This window comes from Pseudomonas sp. Sample_10 (genome assembly GCF_004321495.1).
In the GTDB taxonomy this organism is placed as follows: Bacteria; Pseudomonadota; Gammaproteobacteria; order Pseudomonadales; family Pseudomonadaceae; genus Aquipseudomonas.
Genome location: NZ_RCOE01000293.1, coordinates 1 through 17,202, shown reverse-complemented (window position 1 = coordinate 17,202; position 17,202 = coordinate 1). Strand labels below are relative to the sequence as shown.

Annotated in this window: 9 protein-coding genes and 1 pseudogene; 3 read left to right on the top strand and 7 right to left on the bottom strand. The window is 62.7% G+C overall.

Going from position 1 to position 17,202, the window contains the following annotated elements; all coding sequences use genetic code 11:
- Positions 1–174: 174 nt before the first annotated feature.
- The 3 genes from mnmH to D8U18_RS27905 all read right to left on the bottom strand — a co-directional run bounded on the left by mnmH (position 175) and on the right by D8U18_RS27905 (position 12,960).
- Positions 175–1,278: a tRNA 2-selenouridine(34) synthase MnmH gene (gene mnmH, locus D8U18_RS27915; protein ID WP_130904218.1), complete on the bottom strand. Its 1,104-nt coding sequence runs from the start codon at positions 1,276–1,278 to the stop codon at positions 175–177.
- Entirely contained in the window at positions 1,278–2,312 is a 1,035-nt protein-coding gene (gene selD, locus D8U18_RS27910; RefSeq protein WP_056854806.1) for a selenide, water dikinase SelD, read from the bottom strand. Before selD ends, mnmH begins: the two co-directional genes overlap by 1 nt.
- 109 nt (positions 2,313–2,421) lie before the next feature.
- Complete coding sequence (locus D8U18_RS27905) at positions 2,422–12,960, bottom strand: autotransporter-associated beta strand repeat-containing protein (protein ID WP_131109201.1); 10,539 nt, start codon at positions 12,958–12,960, stop codon at positions 2,422–2,424.
- A gap of 411 nt (positions 12,961–13,371) precedes the next feature.
- Between D8U18_RS27905 and D8U18_RS27900 the strand changes: the two genes are divergently transcribed.
- A complete protein-coding gene (locus tag D8U18_RS27900; protein ID WP_008152143.1) occupies positions 13,372–13,599 on the top strand; it encodes a DUF6555 family protein in 228 nt (75 codons plus the stop codon).
- 26 nt (positions 13,600–13,625) lie between these two features.
- Entirely contained in the window at positions 13,626–13,904 is a 279-nt protein-coding gene (locus D8U18_RS27895) for a hypothetical protein (protein WP_131109200.1), read from the top strand.
- Between the two features lie 31 nt (positions 13,905–13,935).
- On the opposite strand, the gene D8U18_RS27890 is transcribed toward D8U18_RS27895, so the two are convergent.
- The 3 genes from D8U18_RS27890 to D8U18_RS27880 all read right to left on the bottom strand — a co-directional run bounded on the left by D8U18_RS27890 (position 13,936) and on the right by D8U18_RS27880 (position 15,651).
- Complete coding sequence (locus D8U18_RS27890; RefSeq protein WP_131109198.1) at positions 13,936–14,094, bottom strand: metallothionein; 159 nt, start codon at positions 14,092–14,094, stop codon at positions 13,936–13,938.
- A 604-nt stretch (positions 14,095–14,698) separates the two neighbouring features.
- A complete protein-coding gene (locus tag D8U18_RS27885) occupies positions 14,699–15,160 on the bottom strand; it encodes a DMT family transporter (protein ID WP_177435073.1) in 462 nt (153 codons plus the stop codon).
- The gene (locus D8U18_RS27880; RefSeq protein WP_056854810.1) at positions 15,160–15,651 is read right to left on the bottom strand and encodes a DMT family transporter; all 492 of its coding nucleotides are present in this window, start codon (positions 15,649–15,651) and stop codon (positions 15,160–15,162) included. Before D8U18_RS27880 ends, D8U18_RS27885 begins: the two co-directional genes overlap by 1 nt.
- Positions 15,652–15,763: 112 nt before the next feature.
- On the opposite strand from D8U18_RS27880, the gene D8U18_RS27875 reads away from it, so the two are divergent.
- On the top strand, positions 15,764–16,699 hold the full coding sequence (locus tag D8U18_RS27875; protein ID WP_130908380.1) for a LysR family transcriptional regulator: 936 nt from the start codon (positions 15,764–15,766) through the stop codon (positions 16,697–16,699).
- Positions 16,700–16,834: 135 nt separating this feature from the next.
- Here the strand turns inward: D8U18_RS27875 and D8U18_RS27870 are convergent.
- Positions 16,835–17,202: pseudogene (locus tag D8U18_RS27870) on the bottom strand (chemotaxis protein); the annotation flags it as partial.

Sequence of the window (17,202 nt, the reverse complement as noted above, 5' to 3'; positions counted from 1 at the left end):
AGGGTCTGGATAATGGGCAGGAGACCTGTCCGACCTGAGTTGTGCGGTGTCTGTTCGGGTTTCATCGCTGGCAAGACAGCTCCCACAGGGGGGCTGCAGTGACCACAAATGTTGTGAGCAACCAATAACGCTGTGGGAGCTGGCTTGCCAGCGATGAGGCCGGTATACCCACCATCAGACCTTCTGATTCATCCGCTGACGCAAATACTCGATCACCGCTCCCCGCTCCCCGGCGAACTCGATCCGCGCGCCCTTCTTCTCGCGCTGAAAGGCGTACATCGGATCGTAATACTCGACCAGCAGGCCTTCGATCCAACCGCGGTGCAAATCCACCGCGCCGCTGCGCCCCTGCTCAATCAGCGCCTGTTCCATCAGGACCAGCATCCGTTGATGGCGCTCGCCACCCAGGCGCTTCTGCACGTTGTTCAGGCTCTCAAGCAAACGCTCGGAAAACAGCGTAAAGCCCTGGTCGCCATGTACGGCGATGAACTCGGCACACAGATCCACCACGTAATCGCGCAGGATTCGCTCGACCCGCCCCGACAGACTGTCTTCGAGCCAGACCATGGGAAACTGTTGCATCCCCTGATACAGCGGCAATGGCAGCGCACAACTGCCGACCGCGCGGCTCTCGTCTTCGAGCACGAATTGCTCATGACCGCGGGCGCGCTTTTTCAACACATCCACTGCCAGGCGATTCTCAAAGTCGATATTCGACGGCTGGCCCGTGGCGCGTTTGCCGAAACTGGAACCGCGATGATTGGCATATCCCTCAAGGTCCAGGCCGTTGCTCAGTTGAGTCAGGACTTCGGTTTTGCCGGTGCCGGTCATGCCACCCAGCAATACGAAATCACACTGGGCAACGGCTTGATCGACAGTTTCCAGCAGGAAGGTACGCATGGCCTTGTAGCCGCCACCGACCCGCGGATAATCGATACCCGCCTCGTCCTTGAGCCATTGCTGAACGATCTGCGAACGCAGACCGCCACGAAAACAATAGAGAAGCCCATCGGGATGCGCCCGGGCGAACGCCGCCCAGGCCTGGATACGTTCGGCCTTGACGGCCCCGGACACCAGTTGATGGCCCAGTTCGATGGCGGCCTGCTGACCCTGTTGCTTGTAACAGGTGCCGATGCGCTGCCGCTCGTGATCGTTCATCAGTGGCAGGTTGACCACCCCGGGGAACGAGCCCTTGGCAAACTCCACCGGTGCGCGGGCGTCCATCATCGGCCGGTCGTTGAGGAATATGTCGCGGTAATCTGTGCAGTCGACAGACATCAAGACACCTCGACCGCGTAGCTCTGTCGCTCGACCAGTTCACCGATCGGCGCCAGATCCAGACCCAGCTCGGCCGCCACGGCGAGAAATCCGGCATTGCCTTCGGGAGTGACGGCGATCAGCAGGCCGCCGCTGGTCTGCGGATCGCACAGCACGCGCTTGTGCAACTCTTGCAGGCGTCCGAGCTTGCTGGCGTAGCTGTCGAAGTTACGTAAGGTCCCACCTGGCACACAGCCCTGTTCAAGGTAGTACTCGACACCTGGCAAGCGCGGTACCCGATCGTATTCGATGCGCGCGGTCAGGTGGCTGCCGTCGGCCATTTCCACCAGATGCCCAAGGAGGCCGAAACCGGTGACGTCGGTCATCGCGGTCACGCCGTCGAGTTTGCCGAAGCGGCTGCCGGGCTTGTTCAGCGTACACATCCAGTCACGGGCCAGGCCGACATCGGCGCTGCGCAACTTGCCCTTCTTTTCGGCGGTGGTGAGGATGCCGATGCCCAGGGGTTTGGTCAGGTACAGCAAGCATCCGGCGGTGGCGGTATCGTTACGCTTCATGTGGCGTTTTTCCACCAGCCCGGTGACCGCCAGGCCGAAGATCGGCTCCGGCGCATCGATGGAGTGGCCGCCGGCCAGTGGAATGCCGGCCTCATCGCACACCGAACGCCCGCCGCGGATCACTTCGCGGGCAATTTCCGGTGCCAGCACGTTGACCGGCCAGCCGAGGATCGCGATGGCCATCAACGGATCGCCGCCCATGGCGTAGATATCGCTGATGGCATTGGTCGCGGCAATGCGACCGAAATCGAAGGGGTCATCGACGATCGGCATGAAAAAATCCGTGGTCGACACCACGCCGCGCTCTTCATCGATGGAGTAGACCGCCGCGTCATCGCGCGAGGCATTGCCGACCCAGAGTTTCGGGTCCAGGTTCTGCGCACCGCTGCCGGCCAGAATCACTTCCAGTACTTGTGGGGAAATCTTGCAACCGCAGCCAGCGCCGTGGCTGTACTGGGTCAGGCGAATCGGCTCGCTCATCAGGGGCACCTCGTTGGGTCAATGGCGCCGATTCTAGCAGAGCACGACAGGGGTGAAGCCGAGGTAAAAAAAACCGCCCTTACGGGCGGTCAAGCATTGCAGAAGCGAATCAGAAGCCGAGGCTGAAACTGATGGTCATCGCATGATCATCGCCATCGCCAGAGACCTGCCCCGAATAGCCGATGCCGAGTTTGCCGGTCGGGCTGATCTGGAAGTCCACCCCGGCTTCGAGCACGGCACTGTCCTTGGCAATGGGCACGCCTTGCACGGTGTACGAGGCCCCACCGTCGATGAAGGTCATGTCAGCGTCGGGCTTGGTGTCACCGAAGGCGTGACGCCAGCCAATGGCGCCACGCGGGGTGAACTGTCCGCCGTTGGCCAGGGTGATGCGTTTGCCGGCACGCAGGCCCAGGGTGGAGAACGTGATGTCCTGGTCGGCATCGGCGCTCAGGCGCCCCACCCCGCCTTTTTCCTTGGCCTTGCCGCTGTCGTAGTTGACGTAGGCGAGGCCGGCGAACGGCTCCAGCGCTGTGCCGGCCGCCTCGACGGTGTAACCGACTTCACCGAACACCTGGGCGCTGCGCGCGTCGTAATCGGCTTCCAGTCGATCGTTGTAGGCACCGACGCTGACGTCGCGCTTGCTCTCGATGTCGTGCCAGCTGTAAGCCGCGCCAAGGCGCACGGCCAGTGCATCGAACTGCGAGTTCAGGTACGCCGCCAGGTGGTAGCTCTCCACTGTGGCGCTGGAGTGTCGATCATGGGCATCGAGGTCACTGCGGGTGTAGCCGGCGGCCATCCCCGCGCGCCACTGGTCATCAAGTTGCTTGTCGGTCCCAAGCATGAACCCGCTGAGGTTGCGATCCAGCTTCGCGCTATTGCTGTCGCCATCCGACTCACCCCACGCCCCCAGGGCACGGACCCAACCGACCATCTCGCCGTGGCAACCGCTGCTGCTCAACTGATTGTCGCTGGGCGCGAGGGCGTTGCGTGGGTCGTTTGCTGCGCTGCATGACGGCTGGCGCATACGGTCGTTGACCGCGTCGCGTACGTAGCGTGAGTCCTCGAGAATCGCGCTGGCGGTACTCGCGTGGATTTCCCCGGACAGATTGTCGAAGGCGCTACGCGCGTCAGCGACACTGAGGTTGAGGATTTCGTTCTGCAACGCCGCCCCCGCCGGGCCATTGTTCGACAACGCCGTGGCGGTGTTGAGCTGGTTGCCGGTCGCGGCCACGTCGGCAAACGAGTTGCCGTTGCGACTGACCGCCAGGTTCACCGCATTCGCGTCATACACCAGCGCTGTGTCGAGGAATGCGTATTGCGGCAGATCGGTGGTACTGAAGGTCCCCGAGACGCCCCCGCCAGCGCTGATCAGTGAATACGTGGTGTTGCCGGTGAACGGTGCCAGGCTGGTCACTTGCAGGCCGCCACCGAGGACCGCGGTGCCGCCCACCGCCAGCGGCGTGGCGGTCGGCGAGCTGAGCGTCAGCGCCAGCACACCATCGGCAGCGTTGGTCAGGTTACCGGTAACGCTCAAAGTGCCATCAGCCCCGCCGGATGCAACAACGCCATGGTTGTCCACCGCGCCAACGCTGCCGTTACCACTGAGGCCGGCGCCATTGGCCACGGTAATTTGTCCGCCGAGCGACGCGCGTGCTGCGAGACTACCGACTTGCAGCACGCCCTGATCCACCGAGACGGTACCGTTGAACGGCTGAGTACCGGCGAGCAACAAACGTCCGGCACCGCGCTTGGCCAGCCGACCGGTGCCACTGAGCACACCGTTGAACTGGCCGTTGGCATTCTGCTGAAACACCAATTGCGCATTGTTGAGGATGTTGCCTTGCAGGCTGGTGGTGTTGCCGATCAGCGTACCGCCACTGACGGTAGTACCACCGCTGTAGGTGTTGGCAGCGCTGAGCAACAGCGTACCGGAATCAAGCTTTTCGATACCGCCACTACCCACCAGCGGCACGGCAATTTCCGTAGTCGCCCCCGCATTCACCCGCACCGGTGCAAGACTGCCATCCGCGCCGTTTACCGGCGTCAGTGCGCCGTCAGCAGCCGGCACCAGACTGTAACCGCTACCGAGGAACTGCAACCCGGTGAAGCTTTGGTTGCCTTGCACAGTGACGGTACCGCCCTGCCCGCCGAATACGGCGAACTGGCCGTTGGCGCCCAATGCCTGGGTACCGGTCGGATCGGTCCAATTGGTGCCCGGTCCCCAAACGCCGCTGCCGCCACCGATGCTGCCGTCCGGGTTGGTTTTGCCACCGTTCCAGAACTGCACTTCACCCGGCGTGCCTTGCACCAACAGGTTGATCTGATTGGCCATGGCTGTTTGCAGACTCAGGTTCGCCGCCGATACCGGCAGGCTGCCGTAGACCAGGCCGTTGTCGGTCAGGCTGCCGCCGTAGCTGAACAGTTGATAGACGCCCGTGCCGAAGCCGCCGGCATTGCTGATGTTCAACGTACCGTCGAGGGTCAGGTCCCCGGCGACATTGACCACTGTCGTCGAGCTGGCCGCCGAGCCAAGGCTGAAGTCCAGGTTCGTGCCCGAGGACAACGCCAACGAGCCTACCGACAACGGCGTCGCACTGCCGCCACCGAGCAGCGTCGCGCCACTGGCCAGTTGCAACGCCCCCCCGATCTGGCCGCTGCCGCCGACGGTCGCGCCGCTGGCAACATCGACGTTGGCACTGTTGAGCACGCCGTTGACCAGCAGCCTGCCAGCCTGCACCGAAGTGCTGCCGGTGAAGGTGTTGTTGCCGGTCATGAGCAATTCACCGCTGCCGGTTTTGCTCAAGGTGCCCGTACCGGTTAGGTTGCCGGTGTAGCTGCCGGCGCTGTTCTGCTCAAAGGTCAGCGCGGCGTTGTTGACGATCGCCCCTTGCAGGCTGCTGGTGTCGCCACGTGTGCTGCCTGCGTTGAGGGTGGTACCGCCGCTGTAGCTGTTGGCGCCACTGAGCACGAGGTCGCCCGCGCCGTTTTTCACCAGGCTGCCGCTGCCGGTGATCGCACCGATCAGGCTGGTGTTCTGATTGCCGGCGAGGGTCAATTGCGCGCCGAGGTTGATGGCGTTGGCCAGTTGCAGTGCCGAAGTGCTGTCGAGGGTGCCGTTGCCGAGCACACTCAGCGCCCCGCTGCTGATGGCGCTGTTGTTGCCGAGGATCAGCGTGCCGCCGTTGAGCTGGGTGCCACCGCTGTAGGTGTTGCTGCCGTTGAGGGTCAGGCTCGAAGCGCCGGTCTTGATCAGGCTGCCGCTGCCGCTGACAACGCCGGCGAGTGTCAAGGCGTTGGAGCCAGTCACGTTCAATCCACCATTGAGCACTACGTCATTGCCGAGGGTGACGACGGTGTTGCTGTCCAGCGCCGTACCGTTGGCGGCGGTCAAGACGCCTGTGCCGAGGGCGGCGTTGTTGCCGACCACGATCTTGCCGCCATTGAGCGCGGTGCCGCCGGTGTAGCCGTTGGCGGCGTTAAGCACCAGGGTGCCGGTGTCGTACTTGCCGAGGGTGCCGGCGCCGTTGAGCGCTACGCCGATGGTTGCCGTAGCGTTCGGATCGACACGCACCGAAGCGTTGCCCAGGGAACCGTTGACCAGATTCAGCGAGCCCGCCGTGCCGTTTTGCAGGCTGTAGCCATCGGTGACGAACTGCATGCCGGTGATGGTTTGCGCGCCGTTGACGGTCACGGTGCCGGCAGCGCCCTGGAACACCGCGAAGTTGTTGGTCCAGCCCTGATTGGTGGTGCCGTTGACGTCGGTCCAGTTGGTGGTGCCGGTGCCCCAGGTGCCGCTGCCGCCATCCACTGAACCGTTGGCCACCAGTTGATTGCCATCCCAGAACTGCACGGTGACGCCCGGTGCGCTGACCAGCAGGTTGATCTGGTTGGCCAGCGCGGTTTGCAAGGTCAGATCGCCCGGAGTGACGCTGCCCGGCAGCGTGCCGATCAACAGGCCGTTGTCGGTCAAGCCTCCGGTGTAGTTGATCAGGCGATACACGCCACTGCCGAAGCCGCCGATGTCGCTGACATTGAGGGTGCCGTCCAGGGTCAGGTTGCCGCCGACATTGACCAGCGCGTTACCACCACCGGACACCGGTGTGCCGAGGCCGACATCGAAGTTGGAGTTGCCATTGAATACCAGCGAACCCACCGACAGTGTGCTGCCGGTAACCCCGGCCAGGTGACCGCCATCGGCCACCGTCACTGCCCCGCCGAGCGTGCCGCTGCCGCCCAGGGTGCCGCCGCTGTTGACCAGCACATTGTCGCTGGCCAGCGAACCGTTGACCTGCAAGGTGCCGGCATTGACGTTGGTATCACCGGTGAGGGTGTTGTTGCCGGTCAGTGTCAATGTGCCGATGCCCAGTTTGGTCAACCCGCCCCTGTCGATGCCGTCCCTGAGGACGCCTGCGAAGGTGCTGCTCTGGTTGTTGCCTCCGATGCTCAGGGTGTCAAAGTCACCGATGCCAACCGTGCCGTCACCGGTCAGGCTGCCGATGCTGGTCGAATCACCGATGTTGAGCGTGGTGCCGACCGCGAGGTTGACGGCGGCGTTATCGCCCAGCGCAGTGCTGCCAAGCGTGTTCAGGCTCCCGGCCTGCACATCGATCAGACCGTTGAAGGTGTTGTTGCCGCTGAGCGTCAGGACCGCCAGACCGTTCTTGGTCAACGTACCACTGCCGGCGATCACGCCGCCCAGCGTCAGGCCAAGGTTACCGGCGATGCTCAAATTGGCGTTGACGTTGAGGTCGTTGGCCAGCACCAGCGGCGCATTGTTGTCGAGGCTCGAAGTGCCGGCCACGGTCAGCGCCCCGGAGCCCAGTGAAGCGCCGGTGCCAAGGCTCAGCGTTCCGGCATTCAACGTGGTGCCGCCGCTGTAGGTGTTGATGCCGTTGAGGGTCAGGTTGGAGGCGCCGTTCTTGATCAGCCCACCGGCGCCGCTGATCACACCGGCGAGGGTCAGGTTGTTGGTGCCGGTGTTGCTCAGGTTGGCGTTGAGCACCACGTTGTTGCCCAGGTTGATCGCACCGTTGCTGTCCAGCGACGAGGCGCCGGCCACGGTGAGGTTGCCCAGGCCCAGCGCCGAATTGCTGCCTGCGATAAGGGTGCCAGCGTTGAGGGTGAGGCCGCCGAGGAAGTTGTTATTGCCGCCGAGGGTCAGGTTGGCCGCGCCGTTTTTGCTCAGACTGCCAGCGCCGTTGATCGTGCCGGCAAGGGTCAGGTCCGCCGTGCCGCCGACGCCGAGGTTGCCGGCCAGGTTCACCGCGTTGTTCAGCGATACCGCAGTGGCGGCATCGAGCGTGGTGCCACCTGCGGCGTTCAGGGTGCCGGAACCCAACGCCGAGTTGGATGCCAGAATCAGTCCGCCTGCGTTCAAGGCCACCGGCCCGAGGAAAGCGTTGTTGCCGCCGAGGGTCAGGTTGGCCGCGCCGTTCTTGATCAGCCCGCCAGTGCCGCCAATCACGCCATTGAGGGTCAGTGCGTTGCTGCCGACCACGGTGAGGTTACCGTTGAGTGTGGCGGCGTTGCCAAGGGTCACGGCCGTATTGCTGTCCAGTTGTGTACCTGCATTGGCGATCAGCGTACCGCTGCCCAGCGCCGTATTGCTGCCGACGACTATCTTGCCGCCGTCCAGTTGCGTGCCGCCGCTGTAAGTGTTGGCGCCGTTGAGCACCAGGGTGCCGCTGTCGAGCTTGTTGAGAATGCCGCTGCCATCGATGTTGACGCCGAGGGTGGCGGTCACGCCCGGATCGACCCGTACCGCCGTGGTACCGCCAGTGCCGTTCACCGCAGTCAATTGCCCCGCCGCGCCGTTCACCAGGTTGTACCCGTCGGTGAGAAATTGCATGCCGGTGAACAGTTGCGTGCCGTTGACCGTCACCGTGCCGGCCGTGCCCTGGAACACCGCGAAGTCGCCGGCCCACGGCTGGTTGATCAATCCGTTGGCATCGGTCCAGTTAGTGCCGACGGCATTCCATGCGCCGCTGCCGCCATCGACGACGCCGTTGGCAATCGTCTGACTTCCGTCCCAGTAGCGGATGTTTGCATTAGGCGCCGACACTTCAATATTGATCTGATTGGCTACGCCGGTCTGCACCAGCAGATCGCCGAGGCCGTAGCCGACCGGTACGCTGGCCACATCAAGACCCAGGTTGGTCAGGGCACCGGTGTAGTTGAACAGGCGATACACGCCGACGCCGAAACCACCGGCATCGGTGACGTTGAGGTTACCGTCGAGCGTGAGGTTGCCGCCGACGTTCATCAGCGACGTGGTCGACGGTGTCCCCAGCGCCACGTCAACGTTGCTGCCGGCCGCGAGGGTCAGTGCACCGGCGGACAGTTGGTTGCCCGAAGACAGCGCCAGATGGCCGCCACTGTTGACGTTGACCGTACCGAGCGCCGAACCGCTACCGGTCAGGGTACCGCCGGTGTTGACGTTGAGCTGGGCACTGGCCAGCGAACCGCTGAGATCGACAACGCCGCCATTGATCGCGGTGTTGCCGGTAATGCCGTTGATGCCGGTGAGGTTCAAGGTGCCGGTGCCGACCTTGATCAGGCCGCCGCTGCCGCTGAGATCTCCATCGAAGGTGCTGGTGACGTTGCCGCTGCCCACGGTCAAGGTGTTGCTGCCGGTCAGTTGCACACTGCCGCTGCCGGTCAGCGCGCCGAGGCTGGCGTCGCTGCCCACATTCAGCCCGGCGCCGGCGCTGATGTTCACGCCGGAAGTATTGCCCAGCGCATTGGTGTTGAGCGTGGTGACGCTGCCGGAAACGATATTCAGCGCACCGCTGAAGGTGTTGTTGCCGGCCAGGGTCAGGTCCGACAGGCCGTTTTTGGTCAGGCTGCCGGCGCCGTCGATGATGCCGTTGAGGCTCAGGTCGTTGTTGCCCGCAACAGTCAGTCCGGCGTTCAACGTGATCGCGTTGCCGATGCCGAACGATGCGCTGTTATCCAGCGTCGCGGCGCCGCCGACAATCAAGGCGCCACTGCCCAGGCCATTGGCATTGCCCAGGGTCAGCGTACCGGCGTTGAGGGCGGTGCCGCCGCTGAAAGTGTTGTTGCCGTTGAGGGTCAGGTTGGCCGCGCCGTTCTTGATCAATTGGCCGGTACCGCTGGTTACGCCACCGAGGGTCAGGTTTTGCGTTCCAGCCACGGTCAGCGCGGCATTCAGGGCCACCGCGTTGTTGAGGCTGACCAGCGGCGAGTTGCTGTCCAGTGTCGCGGCGCCAGCGACGGTCAACGCGCCGGAACCCAATGCTGAACTGTTGCCGACGGTCAAGGTACCGGCATTGAGTGTGGTGCCACCGAGGTAATTGTTGGCCGCGTTGAGAGTCAGATTCGCCGCACCGTCTTTCACCAGGCTGCCGGCGCCGCTGACCAGACCGGTCAGGGTCAAGTTAGCTGTGCCGCCGACGTTCAGGGCGCCCGCGAGCGCTACCGCATTGTTCAGGCTGACGGCGGTGTTGGTGTCCAGCGTGGTGCCTGCCGCCGCGTTCAAAGTGCCGGAGCCCAGCGCGGTGTTGCTGCCGACAATCAGCTTGCCGCTGTTCAGCGCGGTGTTGCCGAAATAGGAGTTAGCGCCGTTGAGGATCAGGTCGGCGGCGCCGTTCTTGACCAATCCACCGATACCAGCCACCACACCACTGAGGGTCAGCGCGTTGCTGCCGCCCAGAGTCAGCGTGCCGCCGAGATTGACGTTGTTGGCCAAGGTCGCTGCGGTGTTGGCATCCAGCGTGGTGCCGTTCGACGCGTTCAACGCGCCGATGCCAAGCGCGGTGTTGGAGCCAACGATCAGTGAGCCGGCGTTCAACGACGTGGTGCCGGTGTAAGTGTTGGCGCCGTTGAGGGTCAGGCTCGAGGCGCCGGTTTTGATCAGGCCGTTGCCGCCACTGATCACGCCGTCGAGAGTCAGCGCATTGGCGCCGCCAGCGGTGAGGTTGGCGTTGAGGGTGATCGCATTGGCCAACGTCACTGCCGAACTGCTGTTGAGGCTCCCCGCCCCGGCCACGGTCAGGGCGCCGGTGCCCAATGCCGCGGCGTTGCCGACGGTCAGACTGCCGGCGTTCAGCGTGGTACCGCCGCTGAAGGTGTTGGCATTGTTGAGGGTCAAGTTGGCCGCGCCATTCTTGAGCAACTGGCCGGCACCGTTGATCACACCGGAAAGGGTCAGGCCGCTGGTGCCGCCGATGGTCAGGGTACTGCTGTTGAGGTTGACGTTGTTGCTCAGATTGACGGCGCTGTTGCTGTCCAGCGTGGATACATCGATGACGTTCAGCGCACCGCTACCCAATGCCGCCGCGTTGCCCACGGTGAGGGTACCGGCGGCCAGCGTGGTACCGCCGAGATAGGTATTGGCGCCGTTGAGAATCAGGTTGGCGAAACCGCGCTTGGTCAACCCGCCACTGCCACTGATCACACCGCCGAGGGTCAGGTCAGCGCTGCCCCGGACTTCCAGGCCACCGCCCAGTGACACCGCATTGGTCAGCGCGACCGTGGTGCTGGCTTCGAGCCTGGTGCCTGCGGCGGCGGTCAAAGCGCCGGTACCCAGCGCAGTGTTGCTGCCGACGATCAAAGTCCCGGCATTGAGCGCGGTACCGCCGGAGAAGCTGTTGTTGCCGCTGAGGGTCAGGTCTGCCGTGCCATTCTTGATCAGGTTGCCGGCGCCACTGATTACCCCACCCAGACCCAGCGCCTGTGTGCCACCAATGGTCAGATCCGCCGCCAGCGCTACGGCGTTGGCCAGGGTCACTGCAGTGGTAGCATCCAGCGTCGTGCCGGCCGCCGCGTTCAACGCGCCTGTGCCGAGCGCGGTGTTGCTGCCGACGAACAGGCTACCGGCATTGAGCGCGGTATTGCCGGCGTTGGTGTTGTTGCCGGTCAGGGTCAGGCTGGCGCTGCCACTTTTGCTGATGCCGCCGGTGCCGGACAACACGCCTGCCAGGGTCAGGGCATTGCTGCCGAGTACGTTCAGAGTGCCGGTCATCGCGATGTTGTTGGCCAACGTGACGTTGGCGGTGCTGTCCAGACTGGTGCCGGCGGCGGTGTTCAGCGCGCCGCTGCCCAACGAATTGTCGTTGGTCACCAGCAGGCTGCCGGCGCTGAGCGTGGTGGTGCCGGTGTAACCGCTGTTGGCACCGCTGAGGGTCAGGCTGCCAGTGCCGGTTTTGGTAATGCCGCTACCGCCGCTGATCAGACCGCCGAGGGTCAGTGCTCCCGTGCCGCCAGCCGTCAATGTGCCGCCGAGGCTGATGGCATTGCTCAGGTTGATCGTGCCGGGTGCGCTCAGGGTTGTCGCGCCGGTCACATTGAGGGTACCGGTACTGAACGCCTGATTGTTACTCACCTGCACCGTGCCGCCGTTGAGCGTGGTGTTGCCCAGATAAGTGTTGGCGGCGCTTAAGTTCAACTGGCCGGAGCCGATCTTGGTCAGGCCACCGCTGCCCGATATCACGCCGCTCAACGTCGTGGCGTTGGTACCTTGCAAGGTCATGCCACCAGCCCCCAGCGAAATCAGGTTGCTGATGTTCAAGCCGGCGTTACTGGCTTGAATGATCCCGCCGTTGGAGGTCAGCACGCCGCTGCCAAACGTGGCGTTGTTGTTGAATTGAGCGACGCCGCCATTGAGCGTGGTCGCGCCGCTGACCAGCGGCCCCTGCAAAGTCCAGGTGCCGCTGTTGATGGTCAGGTTGTTGAAGTTGACGTAGGTCGCGCTGGACGCCGTGCCGACGCCGGTGGTGCCACCGCCGACACCCACGGGGTTTTGCAGGATCAGGCGGTTGGTGCCGCCGGCACCGCCATCGACGGTGCCGGTCGGGGCGAAAGTCAGGTTGATGCCAATCAGTCCGCCAAGCCCCACCGAAATCTGAACGCCGTCACCCACCTGCACCGAAGAACCGGTCACTGCCGTGAAGGTGTTGGTGCTGCTCGCCCCCATCGACACGCCGCCAGTGATGGCGCCGGCGTTGGTAAAGGTGTTGCCCGCCGCCGAAGTCTCGAACGCGATCCGGCCATTGATCACGCCGGTGCTGCTGTTGGTCATGTTGACCTGCGAGCCGCCGTAGACGCCGATCACCGGCGTATCCGCCAGGGTGATGCCGCCTATCGACAAACCCGTCGAGGTAATGGTGCCGTTGTTGGTGATGCTGGTAGTGCCCGCAGCGGCGTTGTTCACGCCGATGGCCAGGCCGTCAATGCTGGTCAGGTTCAGCCCCAGCAGCATTCCCGTGCCTCGGATGATCCCGGAAGCATTGTTGAGCACGTTGACGGTACTGGTGGCACCACTGCCGATGAACGCACCGCCACTCAACACCGAAACCAGACCCAGCAGCGCCGGGTCGATCGTGCCGGAGTTGTTCAGGCTGATGTTCACCCCGGTCAGGTCCATGACATGGCCGCCGAGGGTTGCGTTCATCTGCGCCCCGGCGTTGACGTTGATCGTCAGGCCGTTGGTGGCACTGCTGAAGTTGTTGAGAAACAGCGGCAAGGATGGCACGCCGGTACAGGTCACCGTGGAGCCGGCTGTCGAGCAGGTGGCCAACGCGGGTGTGCTCACCCCGCCGAACAGCCATCCGGCGACGCTTAGGTGCACAGCAAGGGAAAGTGGGGAAAAACGCGAAAAAACCAGGGCAACGCCAAACCTTGCTTCCACGGGAACTCCTTTCGTGGCCAAACCACTTCAATCCATGAAGGGCAGATAGCAATGACGGTAAACCGTTACGTGCTGTCAGAACTGCTACGACCCAAAACTGTTTCACTCCCGAAACACCTTAGTTGACGTTCGCTGATGGGCTAGTTGTCAAATAGTGCTAGTACTTTGGTGCTATCGGTGGCGAATGCGTCGGTTTTGTTGGAGTTTCGCCTGGTAATCCGGCAAAAAACCTGTTGATCGCAAGGCAGCAGTGGCGAGCAAACTCACTTGTACAGAACCGTAAATTTGTACGACAAGCCCAGTGCTCATTCAGGATGGGAGCTCTTCATGATCGTCACCGTCCGACAATCCGAATGAATTTTCCGAGTGGCCTGCGATCCCTCTAATACAACAGGGAGGATCCAGGGCTTTATGAATAACGCAAAACTTTTCGTCATCGAGTACACCCTTCATGGCGCCCCGAAATCGTTCATTATCCGTCTGGACAAGATGGATAACGCCGAAGCCTGGCATTGGGCGAGCTGCGACGCGGGAGTCGGGCGTATCCCGCGCTTCGGCCGCGAAAAAGTGCAAAAGACCAGCAAGCCGATGGCGGAGAAATTCGGGGTGGAGAACGTCAAATGGCGGCCGGCGAATTGAATCTCGGCGGACACGGGGGAATAGGCATGACAGGTACAACCATCAGCCAACCGGCGAATCTGGACTACGGGCTGGATACGCTGTTCGGTCGCGTCACCAAAAGCGCTGAATGCCGGGTTGGCCTGGAACAGGTCGAACATGCGCCGGACCGCTTCGCCGTGCGCATCACGGCGCCCTTGCCCGAAGACCTGGAACAGGCAAAAACCGTGGTATTGAGAGTCGAGGGACGTCGCCTGACCGGCACCGTCCGCCACAGTGAACGGTTGGACGATAACAGCCTGAAACTGGAAGTGGAGCCCGATTAGGCTCCACATTCCTGCGCACGGCTAACGATTGTCAGTGAGTGCACTTGCAGCCTTGATGACTGCATTCCTCGCCGTGTTCGTGATGCTTGGCGCAGGCTTCACAGCAATAGTGCTTGCCGTGACGCACAATCGGATGCTCGCCGAGCTTGCAGTTGCATTTCGGACAGTCACAGGTACGGTCGTCGGTCATGGAGCTGACTCCTTTTGCAGTGGTCGTCAGGGCTGTAGAAACAGCCCATCCAACCAGTGTAGGAGTTGCTCGGAGACTCGCACGATGATTGGCCCGGCCGCCATCGCCGGCAAACAGCTACCACAGGGATAGAGTACATCTGCCAGAGGTTGGATGGCTGTCAGGCCGCCATCGCTGGCAAGCCAGCTCCCACAGGAGAGCAAACGCAAAAGCAAAACGCCATACAACCACCGTTGCTTCTAACCACTCAACAGGCCGAGCGTTAGCTCGCCTGCAGCTTTTGATCTTGATTCACCCGCCCCATCGGCAGGCTGAGTGGAGGCGTTCATCCGGGGGTGGGCGCGCAGCGCCGTGCGGCGAAGCCGCACACATCGAGAGGAGGTCGTCGCGAAGCAGACCGGAGGCGATGCCCCCGGATGAATGCCGGAACGAAGGTACCCCGAGCCCTAGCGAGGGGCCGAACGTAAGGGGCGAGCCTTTTGGTTCCTTTTTGGCGTTTGAAAAAGGGACTCGCCGTAAGGGCGAAACCCTAAGCCGCCGTTACCGCAGCAACGGATATGTACACGTTCAACCCACCGCCTGGTCGGCCCAGAGGCTGCCAAGGTCAAGCAGCCCCGCGCCGCCCACTACTGCGATACATGAAAACCAAGGCCAACCCCAAAAGTACCATCGCCAAAATCCTGCTCCCCGACAACTCAATCGCCGGATTCCCCAACCAGCCAAAATTGTCGATCAACATCCCCATCGCCAATTGCCCGACAATCACCGCCACCGTCGCCACCGCCGTCCCCACCCGCGGCACCGCGCCCACCATGACCATCATGTAGACAACCCCAAACAGCGCCCCGCTGAGTTGCCATTTCGGCACCTCCAGCAAACTCACTGCATGAACCGGTTCAAAAAACACAATCAGCAACCCGGTCAGTACCGTGCCGACTACAAAGGTCAGCAAGCTGCTGCGCAATACGCCGACCGTTTCGCCCAGACGCCCATTGATCGCCGCCTGCACACTCAACACCGCACCGGCGGCCACCACCACCGCCAACAAAATAATCAGACTCATCATTACCCCCGGGCAATCAGAACAAGTGCCGCAACAATCAGCAGCAAGGCCAGCCAACGTTCACCGTTAACTTTTTTTCGCGTGGCGCCGAACCAGCCGAAATGGTCGATCAAGACGCTCTTGCCAACCTGCCCGGACAGGATCGCGATCATGGTCATCGCAATACCGATATGCGGGGTTGCCAGGGTCAACACCACCACATAGATCGGCCCGAGAAAGCCACCAACCAATTGCCAGCGCGGCAGTTCGCTCAGGGCCGGCCCCTTTTGCGGGCCACTGAGCAACAGCAGGAAAAACAGAATCGCCGAGCCCACCCCGAAAATGCTCAGGGTCGCCCACAAATGACCGACCTGGACACCCAAAGGGCCAAGCAGACCGGCCTCCACGGAAAGGCCCATACCGGCCAGTATCACCAGTGGCAGCAGTAATAAACGCAACCCGGAGTTGGCGACCGGCGCCGGTACTCCCCCCACATCATCAACAGAAGCATGCATAGAAAACACCTGTGTAAAGGAATGATGGCGTGCATTATCGATTGGCATAGCTGTGCGATAAATGGGAGCATTCGGACAACACTTTTGCGCATCTCGCACAGCAGGATCTACCATGCAAGGACTCAACGAATTGGGTTTCAAGGCGCTTCGGCTGTTTGTCGCGGTGCTCGACCACGGCAGTTTTTCCGAAGTCGCCCGCCGCGAAGGCGTGGCGCCGTCTTCGATTTCCCGCCAGATCCAATTGATCGAACAGGCCCTCGGCCAGCAATTGCTCTACCGCCACACCCGCGCCGTCATGCCTACCGAAGCTGGCCGAGTGCTGGGCGATCACGCGCGGCGGGTGCTGGTGCAATTGGAGGAAGCCGAACAGGCGTTGCAGGAACAACAAGCCGAACCGAGCGGACTGGTGCGCATCAATGCGCCGGTGGTCTTCGGTCAGCGGCACCTGTCACCCTGGCTGGGGCAACTGTGCGCGCGTTATCCGAAGCTGCAACTGGATATCCAGCAAACCGACAGCTATGTCGCACCGTTGCAGGAAGGCGCAGACCTGCTGTTTCGCATCGGTTCGCTGCACGACTCGAGCATGCAGGCGCGGGTGCTGGCGCCGCAGCGCTTTCAGGTCGCGGCGAGCCCGGCTTACCTGGAACGCCACGGCAGGCCCGAGCATCCCGACGAACTGGCCAACCACCAGTGCCTGGCCTACAAAGGCGTGGCTGGCCTGCAACGCTGGTTTTTCCGCAAGGGTACACAGCCGTGGGTACCGTATTCGGTGAAAGGGTCAATTACCGGCAACCACGCCGACACCCTGACGCAAGCCGCTGAACAGGGTTTGGGCCTGGTGATGTTTCCGTCATGGTTGATTGGCGAGGCGGTGCGCAGCGGCACGCTGGTGCCGGTGCTGGGCAACTATCAGGTATCCAACAGCCTGGAGCCGCAGCAGATCGCGATACTCTGGCCCGGCAGCCGACGCCTGTCGGTGAAGGTCAGGACGGTGATCGACTACTTCGTCCAATGCTTTGGCGAAGTGCCGTATTGGGACAGGTCATGACCCCTCAGGCGGAAAAGTTGCGCTTCTGTGGCGAGGGAGCTTGCTCCCGCTTGGCTGCGTAGCAGCCTTAAAAAAGCGGTGAGCGCTGCGCACTCAAGCGCGAGCAAGCTCGCTCGCCACAAAAAGCATCGCTGATCAGATTCGGAACTGCCCGACCAGACCGCCCAACCGCTGTCCCAGGTCGGCCAAACTGCGCGAAGTCTGCGCGCCGAGTTGGGTTTCATCGGCAACGTTGTCCACCGCCACCGCGATCTGGTGCACGCTGCGGTTGATCTCTTCCGCCACGGCGGTCTGCTCCTCGGCGGCGCTGGCGATCTGTGCGTTCATCGAATTGATGGTGGCGATCAACTGCGCCATCGTATCGAGCGAAGCACCCGCCTCATTGGCCTGCGCGGACGTGCCGTCACCGGCTTCGCTGGAACGTTGCATGGCTTCTACCGCCGATTGGGTGCCGGCCTGCAAGCGGTCGATCATGCCCTGGATTTCCTGGGTGCTGATCTGCG

Coding starts and splice junctions, on each gene's coding strand:
- mnmH (WP_130904218.1), bottom strand. CDS start 1,278: ATGTCTGTCGACTGCACAGATTACCGCGACATATTCCTCAACGACCGG.
- selD (WP_056854806.1), bottom strand. CDS start 2,312: ATGAGCGAGCCGATTCGCCTGACCCAGTACAGCCACGGCGCTGGCTGC.
- D8U18_RS27900 (WP_008152143.1), top strand. CDS start 13,372: ATGAATAACGCAAAACTTTTCGTCATCGAGTACACCCTTCATGGCGCC.
- D8U18_RS27895 (WP_131109200.1), top strand. CDS start 13,626: ATGACAGGTACAACCATCAGCCAACCGGCGAATCTGGACTACGGGCTG.
- D8U18_RS27890 (WP_131109198.1), bottom strand. CDS start 14,094: ATGACCGACGACCGTACCTGTGACTGTCCGAAATGCAACTGCAAGCTC.
- D8U18_RS27885 (WP_177435073.1), bottom strand. CDS start 15,160: ATGATGAGTCTGATTATTTTGTTGGCGGTGGTGGTGGCCGCCGGTGCG.
- D8U18_RS27880 (WP_056854810.1), bottom strand. CDS start 15,651: ATGCATGCTTCTGTTGATGATGTGGGGGGAGTACCGGCGCCGGTCGCC.
- D8U18_RS27875 (WP_130908380.1), top strand. CDS start 15,764: ATGCAAGGACTCAACGAATTGGGTTTCAAGGCGCTTCGGCTGTTTGTC.